This is a genomic window from Mediterraneibacter agrestimuris (assembly GCF_943193195.1).
GTDB lineage: Bacteria > Bacillota > Clostridia > Lachnospirales > Lachnospiraceae > Schaedlerella > Schaedlerella agrestimuris.
In genome coordinates, this window is the sequence record NZ_CALPDG010000008.1 from 92,849 (window position 1) to 111,589 (window position 18,741).

The 18,741-nt window shown below is 41.8% G+C and carries 15 protein-coding genes and 2 pseudogenes; all 17 read left to right on the plus strand.

Annotated elements, in window-relative coordinates; translation table 11 throughout:
• Window positions 1–30 precede the first annotated feature (30 nt).
• The 17 genes and pseudogenes from NFS18_RS06305 (at window position 31) to NFS18_RS06385 (ending at window position 18,243) form a co-directional block, all read left to right on the plus strand.
• Window positions 31–2,526 (plus strand): glycoside hydrolase family 31 protein, encoded by a 2,496-nt coding sequence (locus NFS18_RS06305; protein WP_251389135.1) that lies wholly within the window; start codon window positions 31–33, stop codon window positions 2,524–2,526.
• A 12-nt stretch (window positions 2,527–2,538) separates the two neighbouring features.
• Window positions 2,539–5,049 (plus strand): glycoside hydrolase family 31 protein, encoded by a 2,511-nt coding sequence (locus NFS18_RS06310; RefSeq protein WP_251389104.1) that lies wholly within the window; start codon window positions 2,539–2,541, stop codon window positions 5,047–5,049.
• Window positions 5,050–5,277: 228 nt separating this feature from the next.
• Window positions 5,278–6,027, plus strand: a complete 750-nt coding sequence (locus NFS18_RS06315; protein ID WP_251389106.1) for a lantibiotic protection ABC transporter ATP-binding protein — start codon at window positions 5,278–5,280, stop codon at window positions 6,025–6,027.
• A complete protein-coding gene (locus tag NFS18_RS06320) occupies window positions 6,024–6,815 on the plus strand; it encodes a lantibiotic immunity ABC transporter MutE/EpiE family permease subunit (protein ID WP_251389108.1) in 792 nt (263 codons plus the stop codon). Before NFS18_RS06315 ends, NFS18_RS06320 begins: the two co-directional genes overlap by 4 nt.
• On the plus strand, window positions 6,812–7,621 hold the full coding sequence (locus NFS18_RS06325; RefSeq protein ID WP_251389110.1) for a lantibiotic immunity ABC transporter MutG family permease subunit: 810 nt from the start codon (window positions 6,812–6,814) through the stop codon (window positions 7,619–7,621). The genes NFS18_RS06320 and NFS18_RS06325 overlap by 4 nt, the downstream gene beginning before the upstream one ends.
• 46 nt (window positions 7,622–7,667) lie before the next feature.
• Window positions 7,668–8,333, plus strand: coding sequence for a response regulator transcription factor (locus tag NFS18_RS06330; RefSeq protein ID WP_251389113.1), 666 nt, complete (start codon window positions 7,668–7,670; stop codon window positions 8,331–8,333).
• Window positions 8,318–9,829 (plus strand): sensor histidine kinase, encoded by a 1,512-nt coding sequence (locus tag NFS18_RS06335; protein WP_251389115.1) that lies wholly within the window; start codon window positions 8,318–8,320, stop codon window positions 9,827–9,829. Before NFS18_RS06330 ends, NFS18_RS06335 begins: the two co-directional genes overlap by 16 nt.
• A gap of 127 nt (window positions 9,830–9,956) precedes the next feature.
• Complete coding sequence (locus NFS18_RS06340) at window positions 9,957–10,730, plus strand: Uma2 family endonuclease (protein ID WP_251389117.1); 774 nt, start codon at window positions 9,957–9,959, stop codon at window positions 10,728–10,730.
• A gap of 127 nt (window positions 10,731–10,857) precedes the next feature.
• Entirely contained in the window at window positions 10,858–11,622 is a 765-nt protein-coding gene (locus NFS18_RS06345) for a MerR family transcriptional regulator (protein ID WP_251389119.1), read from the plus strand.
• Window positions 11,623–11,718: 96 nt separating this feature from the next.
• Window positions 11,719–12,399 (plus strand): response regulator transcription factor, encoded by a 681-nt coding sequence (locus NFS18_RS06350; protein ID WP_251389121.1) that lies wholly within the window; start codon window positions 11,719–11,721, stop codon window positions 12,397–12,399.
• On the plus strand, window positions 12,396–13,322 hold the full coding sequence (locus NFS18_RS06355) for a sensor histidine kinase (RefSeq protein ID WP_408631552.1): 927 nt from the start codon (window positions 12,396–12,398) through the stop codon (window positions 13,320–13,322). The genes NFS18_RS06350 and NFS18_RS06355 overlap by 4 nt, the downstream gene beginning before the upstream one ends.
• A 149-nt stretch (window positions 13,323–13,471) precedes the next feature.
• Window positions 13,472–13,975: pseudogene (locus NFS18_RS06360) on the plus strand (ABC transporter ATP-binding protein); the annotation flags it as partial.
• A gap of 129 nt (window positions 13,976–14,104) precedes the next feature.
• The gene (locus NFS18_RS06365; RefSeq protein WP_251389125.1) at window positions 14,105–15,163 is read left to right on the plus strand and encodes a hypothetical protein; all 1,059 of its coding nucleotides are present in this window, start codon (window positions 14,105–14,107) and stop codon (window positions 15,161–15,163) included.
• A complete protein-coding gene (locus tag NFS18_RS06370; protein WP_251389127.1) occupies window positions 15,114–15,869 on the plus strand; it encodes a DUF4209 domain-containing protein in 756 nt (251 codons plus the stop codon). Before NFS18_RS06365 ends, NFS18_RS06370 begins: the two co-directional genes overlap by 50 nt.
• 767 nt (window positions 15,870–16,636) lie before the next feature.
• Window positions 16,637–16,963 carry a DUF5720 family protein gene (locus NFS18_RS06375; protein WP_251389129.1) on the plus strand — a complete coding sequence of 109 codons (327 nt, stop codon included), beginning with the start codon at window positions 16,637–16,639 and terminating at the stop codon, window positions 16,961–16,963.
• Window positions 16,964–17,062: 99 nt separating this feature from the next.
• Window positions 17,063–17,971 (plus strand): annotated as a pseudogene (locus NFS18_RS19700) (ParM/StbA family protein).
• The gene (locus tag NFS18_RS06385; RefSeq protein WP_251389131.1) at window positions 17,968–18,243 is read left to right on the plus strand and encodes a hypothetical protein; all 276 of its coding nucleotides are present in this window, start codon (window positions 17,968–17,970) and stop codon (window positions 18,241–18,243) included. Before NFS18_RS19700 ends, NFS18_RS06385 begins: the two are co-directional and overlap by 4 nt.
• Window positions 18,244–18,741: the final 498 nt, after the last annotated feature.

Here is an 18,741-nt window from a genome sequence, read left to right on the forward strand (position 1 = left end):
GCTATCATTGAAAGAAAAGGAAAAGAGATTATGGATATATGTTCAAAACTGACCTGCATAAAGCAGGAGAATGGCATTTATGTGGCACATACGGATGCCGCAGATATAAAAATCTGCTTTGTGACGGAAGAGATTGTCCGCATCAGAGCTTCTTTTGATAAGGTGTTTGCAGAAGAGTCTTATGTATTGATGACAACTGCGTGGGAAGATCGTCTGGATGGGGTATTTGAAGGCGAGCGGACTCGTGTGGCTCCGGTATTGGCGGAAGTACAGGAAGATGAGAATGCAGTGACAATGGAAACAAGGGAATTGAAGCTTGTTATAAAGAAAGATCCGCTTTGCATACAGATGTTTGATGCAGAGGGAGAAGAATTGTACAGCAGTGTGCCGGGATGCCCGTTTGTGAAGGACAGCAACGGAAGAGTTGTTTCTTACAGCCGTATGAAGGAAGAGGATTGTTTCTACGGATTTGGAGAAAAAGCAGGTGTGCTGAATAAAAATAAGAAGTTTCTCAGAGAACGTGCGACAGATGCTCTCGGTTATGACGCGGAGAAAATGGACACGCTCTACAAGCATATTCCATTTTATATCCGTCTTGACAGGGATTCTCAAAAAGCAGTCGGTCTGTTCTACCATAACTTCTATGAGTCTGTATTCAATATGGGCTGCGAGAAAAGTAACTACTGGCCCAGATATACCTATTGGCAGGCAGACGGCGGGGATGTAGACTTGTTTTTAATCGGCGGTAACCTGATTTCGCGTATTCTGGATAATTATACATTTCTGACAGGTCGTCCTATGCTTTTACCGAAACGTGCGCTTGGGTATCAGGGTTCGTCTATGTACTATCCAGAACTGGAAAAGGACAGTGATGATGCTGTTCTGGAGTTTATTGATACCATTAAGGAAGAAGGATTTCCAATTGACGGTTTCCATCTCTCATCCGGATATACCAGTTATGATAACAAAAGGTGTGTGTTTACGTGGAATACGGAGCGATTCAAATCGCCGGAGGGATATTTTGCGGCAATGAATGAGAAAGGTGCGCAGAATGTGCCGAATGTAAAACCCGGAATTCTGCTCTGCCATCCATGGTTTGATCAATTCGATGCAGAGGATGTGTTTGTAAAGGACAGTAAAAATCCGGATATGTATGGAGTCGGAAAATGGTGGGGCGGTGACGGAGCGTTTTGGGATTATACAAAACCTGAAGCCAGAACGGTGTGGAAAAAATACCTGACCGAAAATGTAATTGCCGTCGGCACAGATTCCATCTGGAATGACAACTGTGAATATGACAGTCTGATGGACAAAGACTGTATTTGTGATTTTGACGGAAAAGGCGGAACGATCGGACAATTGAAGCCGATTATGTCTACTTTGATGTGTAAGCTGAGTAATGATGCCGTGAAGGAATATCATGCTGATGTGCGCCCATATTCGGTGTGCAGAAGCGGAAGTGCAGGGATTCAGCGTTATGCACAGACATGGTGCGGAGATAATTATACAAGCTGGCACAGCCTGAAATATAACATTCCGATCATAACAGGAATGGGACTGTCCGGTCAGCCAAATGAAGGGGGAGACATCGGAGGCTTTGCGGGTCCCGCACCCGATGAGGAGTTGTTTGTACGCTGGGTGCAGCAGGGGATTTTTCAACCTAGATTTTCCATTCATTCGGCAAGCAATGACAATACGGTGACAGAACCTTGGATGTTCCGTAATTCGGCGGATATTATACGGAAAGCGATTTTGTTCAGATATCGGATGCTGCCCTATCTGTATTCGGCAGAGCATGAAGCATCGGAGACAGGAGCACCGATTATGCGTGCGCTTGTATATGAGTTTCAGAATGATCCAAATGTTTATGATGAAAGCTTTACTTATATGTTCGGGCATGATCTTTTGGTTGCAAATGTTATTGAAAAGGGGGCAAAAAGCCGGACAGTGTACCTGCCTTCTGGTTGTAAATGGTATGACTGGAACGATGATTTTTACTGCTATGAAGGCGGACAGGCAATCAAAGTACCGGTTGAGATCGACACCATCCCGATGTTCATCCGTGAAGGAGCGGTGATTCCGATAGCGGAAAACCAGTTGATGAATATGGAGCGTGACCATGTGAAGAAACTACATTTGATTCTGGTGCCGAATGGGGAGCGAGATTATACAATGTACGATGACGATGGGGTAAGCAATGCATATTGTGACGGTGTGTTCCATAAGACAAAGATTCATGTGGAAGGAACAGAAGTAGTTAAGGTAGCTTTTACGTCGGAAGGTTCTTATGAAGATCATATAGAAACAATCGAGGTTGAAATGATCCGCAGGGATAAAAGCCCGTTTTGGATTCAGCTGGGTGGACGGAAGATGGAGCATTACCTGAACCGCCGGAAGTTTGAAGAAGCAGAAAGCGGTTGGTATTACAGTCAGACAAGGCGGGCTGTTTTGATAAAATATGCAAATCCGAAACAGGATACAACTTTGATTGTTTCCTATGAGGACTTTGACTTGATAGGTATGTAGGAGGAAAAAGGGATGTTGCTAAGAGAGTATAAAGCTCTTCAAAAAATAGAAAACGGATATCTGATACATGGAGATACAGCAGATGCAATGTTGATTTTTATGAGTGATGATGTAATACGGATCCGCGTATCCTTTGATCGTAAATTTGAAGAAGAGTCATATACATTGGTTACCACAGCTTGGGCAGACCGGATGGATCCTCTTTTGACAGGGGAACGGAAACGGATTCCCCCGCTGGAGGTTCGTTTTGAAGAAACAGAGGAGGAAATTTGTTTTTTCACGAAGACACTGTGTCTGCACTTGTGTAAAGAACCGTTTTCCTTTATGCTCACAAACGCGGATGGAGAAATCATCTATCAGGATCTACGGGAAAGAGCCTATGAAATTGACCAATTGGGACGCTTGAGCCATTATTCTAAAATCAATACAGAACAGGATCATTTTTATGGATTCGGGGAAAAAACAGGGTATCTGGATAAAAAAAGACGGAGAATGCGCATGAGCCCGAAAGACGCAATCGGACATGATCCGGAAGTCGGAGATCCGATGTATAAGCATATCCCATTTTATATCCGAATCAATGAAGAGCAGAAGCATGCACTGGGGCTGTTTTATCACAACTCCTATGATTGTGTGTTTGATATGGGACAAGAGATTTCAGGTTACTGGGACAGGTATTGTTATTACCAGACGGACGGCGGAGATATCGATCTGTTTTTGCTGAACGGTCCGAAGACAAAAGCAGTGCTTGAACATTATACTTGGCTGACCGGACGGAGTATTCTGCCAACAAAGCAGTCTCTGGGATATTGTGCTTCCACGATGTACTACACGGAATTGGAGAAAAATTGTGATCAGGAGATATATAAGGTTATAGATAAGCATGAGAAAGAAGAAATTCTGATCGACAATTTCTGGCTGGCTTCCGGATATTCAAGCGGTGAGGAAGATAATCTGCGTTATGTGTTTAACTGGAATAAAAAACGGTTTCCGGATCCAAAATCATTTTTTGAAGAAATGAACCGGAGAGGGATCAATGTAATCCCAAATCTCAAGCCGGGAATTTTAAAGAGGCATCCGTATCTTGATTTGTTTGAGAAGAATGATGTCTTTATCAAGACACCGGACGGGCAGGGGGATTACTATGGCCGCTGGTGGGGCGGCACGGGTAGATTCATCGATTTTACAAGTGAATCAGGACGTAATACATGGAAGCAGCTGTTAGAAGAAAACATACTGAAAATGGGAACTAAGACAGTATGGAATGATAACTGTGAAATGGACGGTGTGGAAGATCGGGATGCACAATGTGATTTTGAAGGCAAAAAAGGCACCATGGCAGAACTTAAAATCTTACATTCCAACCTGATGGCCTATGTTGCAAAAAAGGCACTGAAGGAAGTTTATCCGGGGGAGCGTCCGTATATTATCAACCGTGCCGGATTTGCCGGAATCCAGCGTTATGCACAGGTATGGGGCGGAGATAATCTGACGGATTGGCGTACACTGAAGTTTAATATTGCTACTATTCTTGGAATGGGATTGTCCGGGTGTGCAAACATGGGATGTGATATTGGCGGATTTGCAGGTTCGGCACCGGAAGGGGAGCTTCTTCTGAGATGGATCCAGAATGGAATCTTCCAACCAAGATTTTGCCTGAATTCAGCAAATAACGATAATACAGTCACACAGCCGTGGATGTATGAGGAAAATCTCCCGTATATCCGTGAGGCTTATGCCCAAAGATACCGGATGCTGCCGTATCTGTATAGTCTGATGTACGAGGCAAACCAAAACGGAATGCCTGTATGGCGCCCGCTGTTTATGGAATTTCCGGGGGATACAGCATGTTATAGCGATACGAACATGACGTTCATGTTCGGAAAAAGCATTCTTGTTGCCAGTGTCGTTGAAAAAGGTGCAAAAATCAGGAAACTTTATTTGCCGGCGGGATGCAAATGGTATGATATGAACGATAATTTGAAAGAGTATCAAGGCGGGCGGACAATAGAAATACCCGTGGATCTCGGTTCCATTCCGATGTTTCTCCGTGGTTCTGCAGTCTATGTGACTACGGAAGATGTAAAACATATTTTGCGCGATAAAATGGAGCAGCTTGATTTTCTGATTTCAGCGGAAACAAACACGTCATTTACACTTTATGATGATGACGGGCACACAGAAGATTATAAAGAAGGTATCTATGCCCGTACGGAGATTCAAGTAGAAAGCGGAGAACAGACAGCAATTACATTTCGTACAGAAGGCAGTTATCAACAGACTGTCAAGAGATTGGTTCTTCGGGTGGTAAGCAAGGAGAAAGGTGCATTCTGGGTATCGGCAGACGGAAAGAGGATTCCACAGTTTATTATCAAAGAAAACTGGGAAGAAGCAGAAGCCGGATGGTATTATGATCTGTCAGACCGTACTGTTTGGATAAAATGTCCAAAGCCAGAAAAACAGGAGTTTAGCATCATCGTTTCCACTGAAAAATTTGATCTGATAGGAATGGCAGAAGATTGAAGAAATATAAGAGATGACTGTCACATCGTGTTATTAAGTAAAAATCGTGTCTTTATTTAAGAGTTTTGTTGGATATGTAGTTATGCATATCCAACATTTTTTTGATATTTTATATGGATATTCCGGTATTGTACCTTCCTGCAAATTTTATAAAAATTTTTTCTCCTTATAATTTCCTTATTATTTCATTGTATCTTTGATATCAGAAAAGAGAAGGAGGAAAACATAATGCAAGAAAATGCAATGCAGGAAAAACATAGGGAAATTTCTAACACAAATCTGGTGGAAATAAAACAAGTCACCAAAGTATTCCGTAAACAGAAAGTATTGAACCAGGTATCTCTTCATATACCGAAAAACAGTGTGTACGGTCTTTTGGGACCGAATGGGGCGGGGAAGTCTACACTTTTGAAGTGTCTGACCGGAATGATGAATCCCACAGAGGGAGAAATCCAGTTTGGCGGGCATGTGTGGTCAAGAGAGGATTTAAATGAGATCGGAGCACTGGTGGAGACGCCTCCTATTTATGAAAATCTAAGTGCGTGGGAAAATCTGAAGGTGCGGGCGCTTCTTCTGGGAGTGCCGGACAGCCGGATTCGGGAAGTGCTGGAGTTGGTCGGTCTGGCAAATACAGATAAGAAACGATCAGGCGCGTTTTCGCTTGGAATGAAACAACGGTTAGGGATCGCGATTGCACTTTTAAATCACCCGAAGCTGCTGGTGCTTGATGAACCGGTCAATGGTCTGGATCCGATAGGGATTCAGGAGTTACGGGAGTTGATACAGGAGTTTCCGAAAGCGGGGATTACGGTGCTTGTGTCCAGCCATATTTTGAGCGAGATTGAGAATACTGCGGATCATATCGGTATCATTGTAGAGGGAGAAGTGCAGTTTGAAGGAAACATTCACGAATGTGAGAACCTGGAAGCTTTATTTATGGATATTGTGAGGAAAAAGAGAAGGGAGGGAATCCGATGAGAAGTAAGAAGCAGACAGGAGATCAGGGCTATCTCCATGCAGAGGCATTGAAATACAAACATGGAACAGTCGGAAAGCTGACACTTCTTATGCCTGTAATCTGTGTTATGATGTCGGCATTTCTGACGCATGTATATTTTGCGGTAGACAGTTTTAACTGGTGGTATACAGGGTTTGCAGCGGGATATATTTCACTTCTTTGTGGGATTATCAGTGAAAAGGACAGGAAACTCGGAAATCGTGCAGTCTGGTCTCTTCCCTGTGACATGGGACGGATCTGGGATTCTAAAGTATTGTATGGAATGAAAATGACAGGGGCTGCAGTGCTTTTACACACCGGAGCAACAATTATCATATCGTTTTTATTGGAAGCAGTGATGCATGTGGACTTTATTATCCGTCTCTCTGTACCAATGCAGTTGGCGGCGGGAGTCCTTCTGTGGATGTCTTTTTGCTGGCAGATTCCGTGGTGTTTATTCTTGGCACAGACAATCGGAAGAATTCCCATGTTGATTCTTCATTTTACCGCTTATAGTCTGATGGCAGTTATTATGTCACTGTCACCGGCATACATGTTTTTTCCGGGGGCACTTGGGCCGCGGATGATGTGTGTTATTTTAAAAGTGATGCCAAACGGACTTCCGGCGCAGGCAGGAGAAGTGACATATGCGCCGAGACTGATCGATCCGTCCAGCATTCCGGTCGGAATACTGGCAGCCGCCTTGTGGCTGCTGCTGTTGTGGGGAGTTACAAGAAAATGGTATCGAAGAAGGGTGGAGAGAGTATGAGGAAGTTTGTACGGTTGTGCCGTGCGGAGCGGTATAAAATGCGGCATACGATGATCCCCGTGATCCATATGGGGATTCCGCTGCTGGGCAGCGCAGTATTTCTGTTGTATTATAAAGGAAGAGACTGGACGGGAATGGTTCAGCTTTCCGGTTTTACGCAGATCATAGGATTGTTGTTTCCGGTTCTCATAAGTTTTATTGTTTCCCGTTCTGTGGAACTGGAAGAAGGCAACCATTACCAGACATTTTTAGGCGGTAATACGGGGCGGATACCTTCTTTACTGGCGAAATGCGTAGTCTTGCAGTTATTTGGACTGGCAGCAGTCAGCATCGGAATTAGTTCCTTTGCACTGGGAGAAAGAGTTCTCTTAGGAAATTGCGATATTCCGTGCTTTGCTTATTTTAGTTCGGCAGCTGCCTTGTGGCTGGGAAGTCTTGTTTTGTATCCGATACATTTTTTCTTTGGTATGCGGTTCTCAAAATCCGTTTCTATGGGAATCGGCGTGGCACAGTCTGTGATGGCGGGACTTCTGATCACCGGTCTGGGAGAGGGATTGTGGCAGTTTGTGCCAAGTTCGTGGAGCATTCGGCTGGTATGGACAACGATGAAAGCATTTGCATTCTCGGAGAAGGCGATGGCAGAAGGAGCAGTATATGATCTGAGTACATGGAGATACCTGTCTGGAACAATATTTCTGGAAAATCTGGGCTATATCTGTTTATTGATCAGTATGGGGATCTGTGCAATAATTTTCTTATGGTTTTATCTGTGGGGGGACACAGTAGCTTTTACAGACCGTGAATAATGGATTTACAAAGATCCAGAGCATATTTTGAAAGGAAGGAATGACAATGATCCATATATTGGCAGTAGATGATGATAAGGGAATATTAGAGTTGATTCGCCGTGCGCTGGAACATGAGGGTTATTTTGTAGATACAATTTCAGATTCTACGGAAGTCTTAAATAAAAAATTAGAGCAGTATCAGTTAATCCTGCTGGACGTGATGATGCCGGAAATGGATGGCTTTACCCTGTGCAAAGAACTGAGGGAGAGGGTGGACTGTCCCATATTGTTCCTCACGGCAAAGAGCGAAGAACGTGATTTGATGCAAGGGCTTGGTGTGGGCGGTGATGATTATATCAGGAAACCTTTTGGGATTGGAGAACTGCGTGCCCGTGCGGCGGCACATTTACGCAGGGAGAGCAGAGAACGGAAGTATCTGGTGGAAGTGGCCGGAGTGCAGTTTCGTCTGCAGGCTAAGAAAATGTCCTGGCAAGATGCTGAAGTACCTCTGACAAAGAGTGAGTATGCAATTTGTGAGTACCTGGCGGTGAACCGGGGACAGGTGTTCTCGAAGGAGCGGATCTATGAAGCGGTATACGGGTTTGACGGGGAAAGTGATGCATCGGCGATCACGGAGCATGTGAAGAATATCCGTGCAAAGTGTAAACATCTGGGACTGGAACCGATAGAAACGGTATGGGGGATTGGTTATCGATGGAAATCAGAGTAAAAGAAAAAACACTGCGCAGTATGTTTCTGCAATATATGGCGATATTCTGTGTGAATACAATTATCATATGCGGTATTAGTTTCGGAGGCTTGGTGGCATTATCGGAAATGGCACAGATTCTTCCGGCAAATTATACGGAGCAGTGGATCAATGAACATGAAACTGCGATCCGTACGCTGGAAGATATCAGTGATCTGGAGTTTCCGGAGGACAGCAGGTACGGCGTTTATACGAAAGTTGGGAAATGGCTCTACGGTACTATAGCCGAAGAGGACAGGATAAAGACATGGGAAGGCTATGAAAAACAGGATATGTCCGCTGTAAGTGGATTTTATCGCTTTTTTGTGCGTGAAAACGGGGATGTGTGTATTGTGAAATATTATTTCCGTATGCGGTATGCTTTCCCGGAACTAAATAGGTTATTGCCCAATCCGGAAATGCTGCTGCCGCTTGTAATCGGAGTTCTGTTTATCATTCAGGCAATTGTGCTGGCGGGCAGATTTTCCAAGAATCTGAAAAAACGATTGGAGCAGTTGGAGAATGTGACGCAGAAAATTTCGGAAAATGATTTGGAATTTTCTGTAGGGGCATCGGATATTAAAGAAATCAACGATGTGTTTTATTCACTTGGGCAGATGAAGGAAGCGCTGCAGATTTCTTTGAAAAAACAATGGGATATGGAGACAGAGCAGAACCGTCAGATGCGTGCTTTAGTACATGATATCAAAACACCACTTACGATTATTAGGGGGAATGCGGAACTGGCGGCAGAGGATATTGAAATGATGTGCAAGGAAATGTCAGCTTCATCAGGCACAGAGGAAGAAACGGGGCATGCAGGAGGTACAGAAATAAAAAGTCAGCCGGCTGAGAAAATGGAAGATACAAAGGCAATAAGGTCACTGAACGGTATAGACAGTAATCAACGGCAGATTCTGGAGTATGTAGGAGAGATTGAGCAGTATCTGGATAAAATGCGCTTGATCTTACAGCATCAAAAGACTGTAGATGCAGATAAAGAAATAGGTATCTCCTGTACCGGATTTCAGAAACAATTGAAAATGCAGGCAGAGCAGATGGCTTCTGCGAAGAATATTCCGCTTATGATTCGGTGCCGCGGTGCAAAAGGAGCGATGCAGGTGAATCTGGAACAGTTAAAGCGTGCATGGGGAAATGTGTTGAGCAATGCAATTGAATACACTGACAAAGAACAGGGAATCGATGTACACATTTCCGAGGAAGAAAAAAACGGAAATTGGTATCTGTGTGTGCAGATATCAGATTACGGTCCGGGATTTTCTGAGGAAGAGCTTCGATATGCCACGGAGGAATTTTACCGTGGGGATGAAAGCCGTCATGACAGAAGCCATCAGGGACTGGGGCTGTCTATTGCGAAGCGGTTTGTGGAAGCACAGGGAGGTTTCTTGAGATTGCGAAATTCCGCAAAGACAGGAGGCGGAGAGGTGAGTTTGTGGATGAAAATAGAAAAACAATAATTTGCAAAATAACATAAACGGTTGAAAATAAGAAACAAGGTGGAAAGAAAGGATTGAAAATGGAAATAAAATATGCTAGGATGGATTCATAGGAAACAAAAGACGATTTTGGAAAGGTGAGGGTCGTATGAATCTTGAGCAGATGAAAGAACGGAAACGGGAACTGGGGTACACATACGAGCAGATCGCAGAGCTTTCGGGCGTACCTTTGGGGACAGTACAGAAGGTATTCAGTGGAGCAACTGCGTCTCCGCGCTATGATACGCTGCGTGCGTTGGAGCAGGTTTTTCAGAAGAAGGAAGAGCTATTTGTCAGAGAAGCGGTGGTTTATGGTACGAAGAAGCAAGGGGAATATACGGTAGAGGATTACCGCGCCCTGCCGGATGATCAGAGAATGGAATTGATCGATGGTGTTCTGTATGATATGGCAGTGCCTACAGGGATTCACCAGATTGTCGGGGGAGAAATTTATGCGGTTCTGCGGGAGCATATCCGGAAGAAAAGGGGCAAATGTCTGCCGATGTATTCTCCTATCGATGTACAGTTAGACTGCGATGATAAGACCATTGTTCAGCCGGATGTTCTTGTATTGTGTGATACAGGCAGATTATCCGGGAATACGATTACGGGAGCGCCGGATTTCATTGTAGAAGTACTTTCTAAATCAACAAAGAAGAAGGATATGTTTATTAAGCTGAATAAGTATATGAATGCCGGAGTGCGTGAGTATTGGATGGTAGATTTTGATAAGATGAAGATACTGGTGTATGATTTTGAACATGATAATTATCCTGTCCTCTATGGTACGGATTCAATGATACCGGTAGGGATTTTTGGTGGGGAATGTACGATTGATTTTGGAGAAATAACGGAATATCTAAAATCATTTTCACTGATATAAAAAGTGAAAAATGGAAAATTTGAAAAATTCTCTTGACTTTGACGTAACGTCAATTGATAGGATTCTCTTAAGTTGATAAGAAAAATAAAAAGCTTGTCAGCTTAAGATTTTGACGGAGGTGAAAATTGTGAAGTACAGCATCAGAGAAGTTTCAGAACTTGCCGGAGTGAGTGCACGCACTCTGCGCTATTATGATGAAATCGGTCTTTTGAAACCTCTGGAGGTTAGCGGAGCCGGATATCGGTATTACGGAAAATATGAACTGACATTGTTGCAGCAGATTCTGTTTTATCGGGAGAGAGGTCTGGATCTGAAGCAGATTCAAAAGATCGTATATCAGGACGATTTTGATATTATGAGTGCTTTACAAGAACATCTCAAGGAATTAGAAGTGAAAAGGAGACACACGGAGTCTCTGATCCGGACAGTGGAACAGACGATACGGTCAATGAAAGGAGAATATGAAATGAGTGATAAAGAGAAATTTCAAGCATTTAAGGAAAGAATTGTTCGTGAAAATGAAGAAAAACACGGGGCAGAAATCAGGGAGAAGTATGGAGATGAAGAGATGGATGCCGCGAACCGGAAGATGTTGAATCTGACAGAAGAGGAGTATGAAAGATTTCAGAATCTTGGTGAGGAAATCAAAACCCGGCTGAAAGAGGCAGTATTGGCGGGGGAGAACCCGGAGAGTGAATGTGGAAAACGGATTGTCATACTTCATAAAGAATGGCTGGGAAAGACTTGGAAACAGTATACGAGGGAAGCGCATACAGCGATCGGAAATATGTATATCAGTGATGAGCGGTTCAAATTATATTATGATAAGGAAGTTGCCGGATGTGCGGAATTTCTGGAGGCGGCGATAAGGTTCTGGGTGAACGAAGTATAACCCAAAAGCGATATAGCTGGAAATGATGTGGGGACATATTTTATAACTGTAAAACGGGATTGTAACCTTTTTTCGTGTGGCGAGGAGCGGAACATTATGTACAGAATTCTGGTTGTTGAGGATGACAGAGAATTAAATGAAGCACTGTGTTATGCACTGAAAAGACAGGCATATGAGACAGTAGCTGCATTTTCTATACAGGAAGCAAGGGAGAAATATCAGGAATATCTGGGGAAAGATACGATACAGCTTGTGATAATGGACGTGAATCTACCGGATGGAGAAGGCTTTGTATTTTGTCAGTGGATAAAAAACCAACAGGAGATTCCTGTTCTTTTTCTGACTGCAAGGGATTTGGAAGAAGATGTACTGAAGGGTTATGATTTGGGGGCAGAAGATTATGTGACAAAGCCCTTTTCTATGAAAATATTACTACGGAAGATTGAGCTTATTTTAAAACGTACGCAACCAGAACAAACAAAAGGATATGATGATGGAAATCTGAAAATTGACTGGGAACGGGCAAAAATCGCTGTAAATCAGAAGGAATGCGCAGTAACGCCTACGGAATTCCGCTTATTGAAAATACTGGCGGAAAATCAGGGAAGACTGCTGACTTATGATATTTTACTGGAACAGTTGTGGGATTGTGACGGTCAGTTTGTCGATAAGCATACATTGGCAGTGAATATCAACCGGCTTCGGCGTAAGCTGGAGGATGCGGATCATAAATATATTTCAAATGTGTATGGGATGGGATATCAATGGATTGGGTGACTGGAACCGGCGGTTTTTTCGTTCTTCTTTCTATCGTTGTGGCAGCAGGCGCTGTATGGAAAGCAAAGAAAATGAAGCAAGAAGTGGATTTGTTTGCAAATCAGGTAGAAGAAACGATAAAGCAGATATTGTCAGGTGAAAAATTGAAAGAAACCGAGGAAGTGACAGAGGATAGCCTGTGGGGAAAGTGCGGAGAGCGGTTCTGGCAGTTGTATCAGGGGTGGAATCAAAAAGAAACAGATGCTTTGCGTGAGAAAAAGCGGATGAAAACTCTGATTTCAGATATTTCCCATCAAACCAAAACACCGCTTGCAAATATGAAGCTATATCAGGAATTTTTGCAGGAAGAAGAATTGTCGGAAAAAGGACGGGAGTTTTTGAACCGGCTGGGAGAGCAGACTGACAAATTGGATTTTCTCATGCAGAGTATGGTAAAGATGTCAAGATTGGAAAACGGAATCATTCAGATAAAGAAAGAGAAGAGAAGTTTCTATCAGACGTTGACGACAGCAGTTAGCCAGATCGTTCCGGCAGCAGCTCAGAAAGAAATCGAACTTTATGTTGAATGTGATGAAGATTTGATGTTAGAACATGACAGAAAGTGGACAGAAGAGGCAATCTTTAATGTGCTGGACAATGCAGTGAAATATACAGAATCCAGTGGAAGAATTCGTGTGAAAGCAACGAGACAGGAGATATTTACTAAAATCAGTGTTCAGGATAACGGGAAAGGAATCCTGCCAGAACGGCAGGCAGAAATTTTTACAAGATTTTATCGGGAGCCGGAAGTGCATGGGCAGACCGGAGTGGGAATCGGACTATATCTGACACGAAAGATACTGGAATTACAGAATGGGTATATAGAGGTGCGTTCCGATATTGGAAAAGGCGCTGAGTTTTGTATGTTTCTTCCGAATCAGTAAAGAATATCACAATTTTGTGACAATGTTAGATTGTGACAGGATTGTGATTTTTTCTTGCTATGATGAACATGAGCTTAGAAATGTACATGATAAGTTATATAACATACCATCTGGCTAAAGTGTAAGAGGTATCGAAAGGGGATAGGAAAATGGAATCTTGGATTGTAGAGACGAAAAATCTGAAAAAATATTATCAGCAGGGAGCGAATACGGTAAAAGCTCTGGATGGAGTGGATTTCCGGGTAAAAGCAGAGGAGTTTGTAGCGATCATCGGTAAATCGGGAAGCGGTAAGAGTACGCTGTTACATATGATCGGGGGTCTGGATATGCCTACAGACGGAGAAGTAATTGTGGGAGGCAAGAATCTGGCAGGGCTTACGAAAGAACAGCTGGCAATATTCCATCGGCGGAAAATCGGATTTGTGTTCCAGAGCTATAATCTGGTGCAGGATCTGAACGTATATGAAAATATTATACTTCCTATTGAATTGGATGGGAAACGTGTGGATAAGAAATTTGTAAAGGAGATTATGGAAGTGCTTCAGTTAGAAGAGAAAAGGGAGGCGCTTCCTAGAACTCTTTCCGGCGGACAGCAGCAGAGAGCTGCCATTGCCAGAGCGATAGCAGCAACACCAAGTCTGCTTTTGTGTGACGTAAACTGAACCTTATGTGATAGGTGTATATAACGTGTATGCAGTAGGAAGAAAATAATAAAAGCTGGTATGAGAATGGAGGTTCCCATAGCAGTTTTTATTGTTTATAATAGATAAGGAGGTGATACGATGAATAATTCATTAGTAGATAAAGTTGCGGATATTTTAAAAGAAAAAAATTTTGAGGTTGCAGCTGATGAATTAAATGAGGTTGATGGTTTGGATAGTTTTGGATTAGAGAATTACTTGTATGATATTATTTGTGAAAGATGGGTATATAGCCCACAAGATATTCCTTTCCGTTTTGCTAGAAATATTTGGGAAATGAAAGAAACAGATGTAGAAGGGAATAAGACTTTGCTTAAACAAGTATTGGAACATCCGATTGCAGAAATAAATAGAGCAAAAATTAATGATTTTTTATGGGTTGTAGAAAATGATTATAATGCTGCGAAAGCGGCTGAAGCGTCTTATCGGAAACATTTAGAAAATGCACAGGTATTTGCCCATAATTTTATGGCAATCAATCGACTGATATACATATCTAAGAAAATAAATAGCAAAGAGACAGATTCATCGACAAGAGAACGTTTACTCATAAAAATATTAGGGCAATATGATAATACAGATCATGGGAAAATATTGTCTTTATTAAAAACAGCTGAAAAAGAAAATGTTGAAACAGATTATATGATTAAATGCACTGAAGAGGTGTTGGAGTCATACCCAGACGACAGTTACGATCTTACAATTATTGGAAAATTCTGTGATTTATTGGAAATTCTTTATTGTAAAAAAAATAAGTGGAAAAATAAAAAATGTATTACTGAACCGAAGTTGATAGAGATACGTATGCGTAAAGTTAGAGCCATCATGAGAGTTGCAGATTGCACAAATTCTTCAAATGTGTCGGATATTATGCGGCGAGTTCATCATTTAAAAGAAATTGTAAATATATTGAAAACTATTACTGGTACAGAGTCAGAAAGAAAAGAGTTACTTAAAGAAATAGATGAATTGGAAAAGAGGATAATTGCAGGTATGCCTGTAATTCAATTAAAGCAAGATAGTAGTGAAGCAGTACAACAATTAATTAGACAATTGGAAATATTGGACAAAGAAGAAGCTATTTGTTATTTTGCTATATTTATACCTTTGCCAAAAAAGAAGAGAAGAAACAGTAATTAATTCACAAGATTTGTTCAGTGAACTTTTTCCAATAGGAATTTTAGGTAATGATGGAAAAACTATTGCAAAAAGTAAATCTATTAAAAAAAGCAATAATGCAATTGATGAAGTTGCACTTCAAAATAAGTTAGAGCATGAAACAGCTGAATATATGAATTGCATTTCTCAGATTATGATAGGTAATACATTAAATTATATTCGGAGAAAGTTTAAAGTAGAAGAAACGGATATTCGAACAATTGTTGAAAATAGTGTTATTGTTCCGGTGGATCGGAGAGAAGCGTATGTAAAAGGAATAATGTCAGGATTTTCTGGAGACTTTTTAACAGCGTTATATATTTTAATTCCTCAAGTAGAAAATTCAGTTAGAGAATTGGCTATAGAATGTGGTGAGCCGATCTACAATCTGAAGGAAGATGGAATTGAGGAATTGAAAACAATGCATGCGATTTTAGAATTAGAGGGCGTTAAAGAGAGATTGGATGATGATTTTTTATTAGCGTTAAAAACTATTTTTTGTTCTAAATTTGGATTTAATATGAGAAATAGCGTTGCCCATGGCTTGTTTTCAGATAATCAATTTCAGTCTTATAATGCTTTATATACATGGTGGTTTATATTAAAAATGTGCTATATGTTTTGCGGAGAACTTCGAATTAAGAATAGAGTGAAAGTCAACGATAAATTAAAGGGATTATTTGAATAGAATTACGAATAGCAGAATAATAGATCCTATAGAGGCAGATATTATGTAAGCGCCCATTTTTTTATAGAAGTAGAAAGTTGGAGATGTACGTCCCGAGTTGCAGGTAGTTAATACTTCAGGAATCAGTAGCGAAATTACAGAAAGAATGATATTCAAACTAAAAGAAGAGTCATAGTTCCGAGAACGGAAATGACTCTTCTTTTCTTCAATGAGATATTTGCAAGAAATATCTACAGTCTCAGTTAATATCTTTGCAGGTGTCAAATCTTGCTGCAGTATGGATGAAACATACGTTGTCTAAGAAATTTCATAATCACAAGCAGTTATATATTCCAAGTCATTTTGAATTTTTACAAGGAGAGAATAGAAGTCTTCAATAGAAACATCATGTTCGCCAGAATCATAGTCAGTTAAGAGATGACAAATCTCAGTATATAATTTAGCAGAACGCATTTTATCACCCCCTCGTCTTTCAATATGAAGTGCTTGTATGTTAACTTGGAAAGCAGGATTCTTCAAGTCATTTATAAAATAAAGAAATATACAATAAGAACAAATTATTGTGTGGATGTTGAAATGAATATATAGGAAAAGCCAGAAGCGGTTGGAACGGATTCTAAAACAGCAGTATCAGGAAAAAGGAATGATAGATCCCACAGAGACAGACATCGTGTAGGCGCCTGTCTTTTTTTCGCAGAAAAATACGGAAAAGGAAAGCATGAACATATCAAAAAGGGAAAAGGCATCGAAGGGAGGTGATAGAAAACGTGTGTATCAGTATTCATGAATTACTGGCAGTAGCCAGGGAATCCGAAGGTGTGATGGCGGTACAAGGAGATAGCATGTTGTGTGAGAAACGGTTCTTGCCGGATATTAGACATATGGTGGAGTTTTTATTATTGGAGGAAAATGAATGGTTCGGAGAAAAGGGAGCGTACCATCGTTACTTTTTGACAAAGGAAGCATACCTGGAACTGATTGATTTACAGAATCAAGGCGTCCTGCGTTTTCAAAAACAGGCTCTCGTGCTGGAAGGGCATCTGCATTATCTTCCAGCTATGCATTTTTCTGAAATTATAGGCAGAGAGAAATAACAGGCTGGAAAGAAGAAATGTGCGCGGGTGCGCTGTTTGGGATCCGGGATTCTTTCGCCGGAGATTTTCACAGAACAAGAAAGAAGGGAGTGGTAAGTGATGATCATTGGAATCGATCATGGGTATTATGCCATAAAAACAAAACAGGTGTGTTTCCCAACGGGGCTGATGCGGTACACGTATGAACCCTATACCATGCAGAATGTTCTCCAGTATGGGGGCAACTATTATGTGTGCGGGACGGGGCGGCAGACTTTAGTAAAGGACAAGACTGCCAATGATAATTATTATCTTTTGACGCTGTCGGCACTGGCACAGGAGATCAGGAAGCGAAAAGGAGAGAAAACTGCAAAGGTTGTTCTTGCAGCCGGGCTTCCTCTTACCGGGTTTGGCAGGGAGAAGCAGAAGTTTAAGGAGTATCTGTTCCGAAAGGAGTAGCCGATCCGCTTTCTTTATGAAGGGGAACGCTATGAAATCCAGATAGAAGATGTGAAACTGTTCCCTCAAGGGTATTCTGCCCTAGCTCTTTATCCGGAATATTTAAAAGATGAACCGTCTGTTCTTCTTGTTGATATCGGGGGCTGGACGGTGGACTTGATGCGGTTAGATAATGCTGTTCCGAATGCAGCTACCTGCAGAAGTCTGGAACTGGGTATTATTCGGTGCATGGATGAGATCATGGAACAGGTAAGGAGAAATGCAGGGCTGTCGGTGACAGAGACACAGATTGAGCGTGTCTTAAATGGGAAACCCTGTAGTATGCCTGCGGAAGTGGTGTCTTTGATTGAGAAGCAGGGCAGGATTTATATTGAGAAAATTCTGTCTGCGATTACCGAGGCAGGCTTTGACCTGCGGGCAGTTCCTTCCGTTTTTATGGGAGGCGGTGCGACTATTTTTCAGCACCGTATCAGCGAACAGGACCGCCTGTGCCGCCCGATTTACCTGACGGACGTCCATGCCAACGTAGCCGGATATGAACGGATTGTGGGGCAGATGAGGACACTGTGAGCCGCCCAGTCTTTTCCTTCCGTCCCAATGTGAAGAAACCAGAACATGAAAAAGCGTGGAAGATCCTCATGGATGTTCCGGCAGGGCAGAGGAATCAGTATCTGGTGGATGTAATCTTGGAAAAGGAAGAGCGGGAAACCTTGCGGCAATTGATTCAGGAGACTGTTCGAGAAGAACTGAAAAGTGGCGGAATGGAACAATCTGCAACACAGGAACGGGAAGAAATTCCGAATCAAATGTTAGATTTTTTGTTTCAGATGGAACAGGAGTAAAGGGGGTGAGGCCTATGGATACAGAAAATATGGAATTGTTGGATATGCTTGGGTTTCAGGAACATTTGACATGGATTCTTTAGTGGGTATTGTGAATGGATTTCTTTCAAACTTTGGAGTATGTTGTGTATAACAAAACGAAAGGGGAATCGCAGATGGCAGAGATGAAAAACATATGCGGAAAGATCCCGGTGGAATTGCATGAGAAAGTAAGAGCCGAGATTGAAGAGAAGGATTTCCGGCTCATTTCATAATGTGCAAAGTTATGTAACAGATTTAAACCATTCCTCAGTCTTTTTATAATAATCAATAATATCGCTAATGCCATCCCTATTTATTTCTTCATACCAGTTTTCATGTCCGTTGGAAAAATTAAAAAAGCTAATTGCATTATCATAATATTCAGAGAAGTCAGGATTAGCCTGAATTATTCACGCTGGCGGTACCAATTATGGAAAAACCCGTATAGTTACTGTGTTTTCAACCGCTTTACATTTT

Bases quoted from the DNA above. Each gene is read 5' to 3' on its own strand.
- NFS18_RS06365 (WP_251389125.1), top strand. From the start codon at position 14,105: ATGAATAATTCATTAGTAGATAAAGTTGCGGATATTTTAAAAGAAAAA.
- NFS18_RS06315 (WP_251389106.1), top strand. From the start codon at position 5,278: ATGCAAGAAAATGCAATGCAGGAAAAACATAGGGAAATTTCTAACACA.
- NFS18_RS06325 (WP_251389110.1), top strand. From the start codon at position 6,812: ATGAGGAAGTTTGTACGGTTGTGCCGTGCGGAGCGGTATAAAATGCGG.
- NFS18_RS06340 (WP_251389117.1), top strand. From the start codon at position 9,957: ATGAATCTTGAGCAGATGAAAGAACGGAAACGGGAACTGGGGTACACA.
- NFS18_RS06320 (WP_251389108.1), top strand. From the start codon at position 6,024: ATGAGAAGTAAGAAGCAGACAGGAGATCAGGGCTATCTCCATGCAGAG.
- NFS18_RS06330 (WP_251389113.1), top strand. From the start codon at position 7,668: ATGATCCATATATTGGCAGTAGATGATGATAAGGGAATATTAGAGTTG.
- NFS18_RS06350 (WP_251389121.1), top strand. From the start codon at position 11,719: ATGTACAGAATTCTGGTTGTTGAGGATGACAGAGAATTAAATGAAGCA.
- NFS18_RS06310 (WP_251389104.1), top strand. From the start codon at position 2,539: ATGTTGCTAAGAGAGTATAAAGCTCTTCAAAAAATAGAAAACGGATAT.
- NFS18_RS06335 (WP_251389115.1), top strand. From the start codon at position 8,318: ATGGAAATCAGAGTAAAAGAAAAAACACTGCGCAGTATGTTTCTGCAA.
- NFS18_RS06305 (WP_251389135.1), top strand. From the start codon at position 31: ATGGATATATGTTCAAAACTGACCTGCATAAAGCAGGAGAATGGCATT.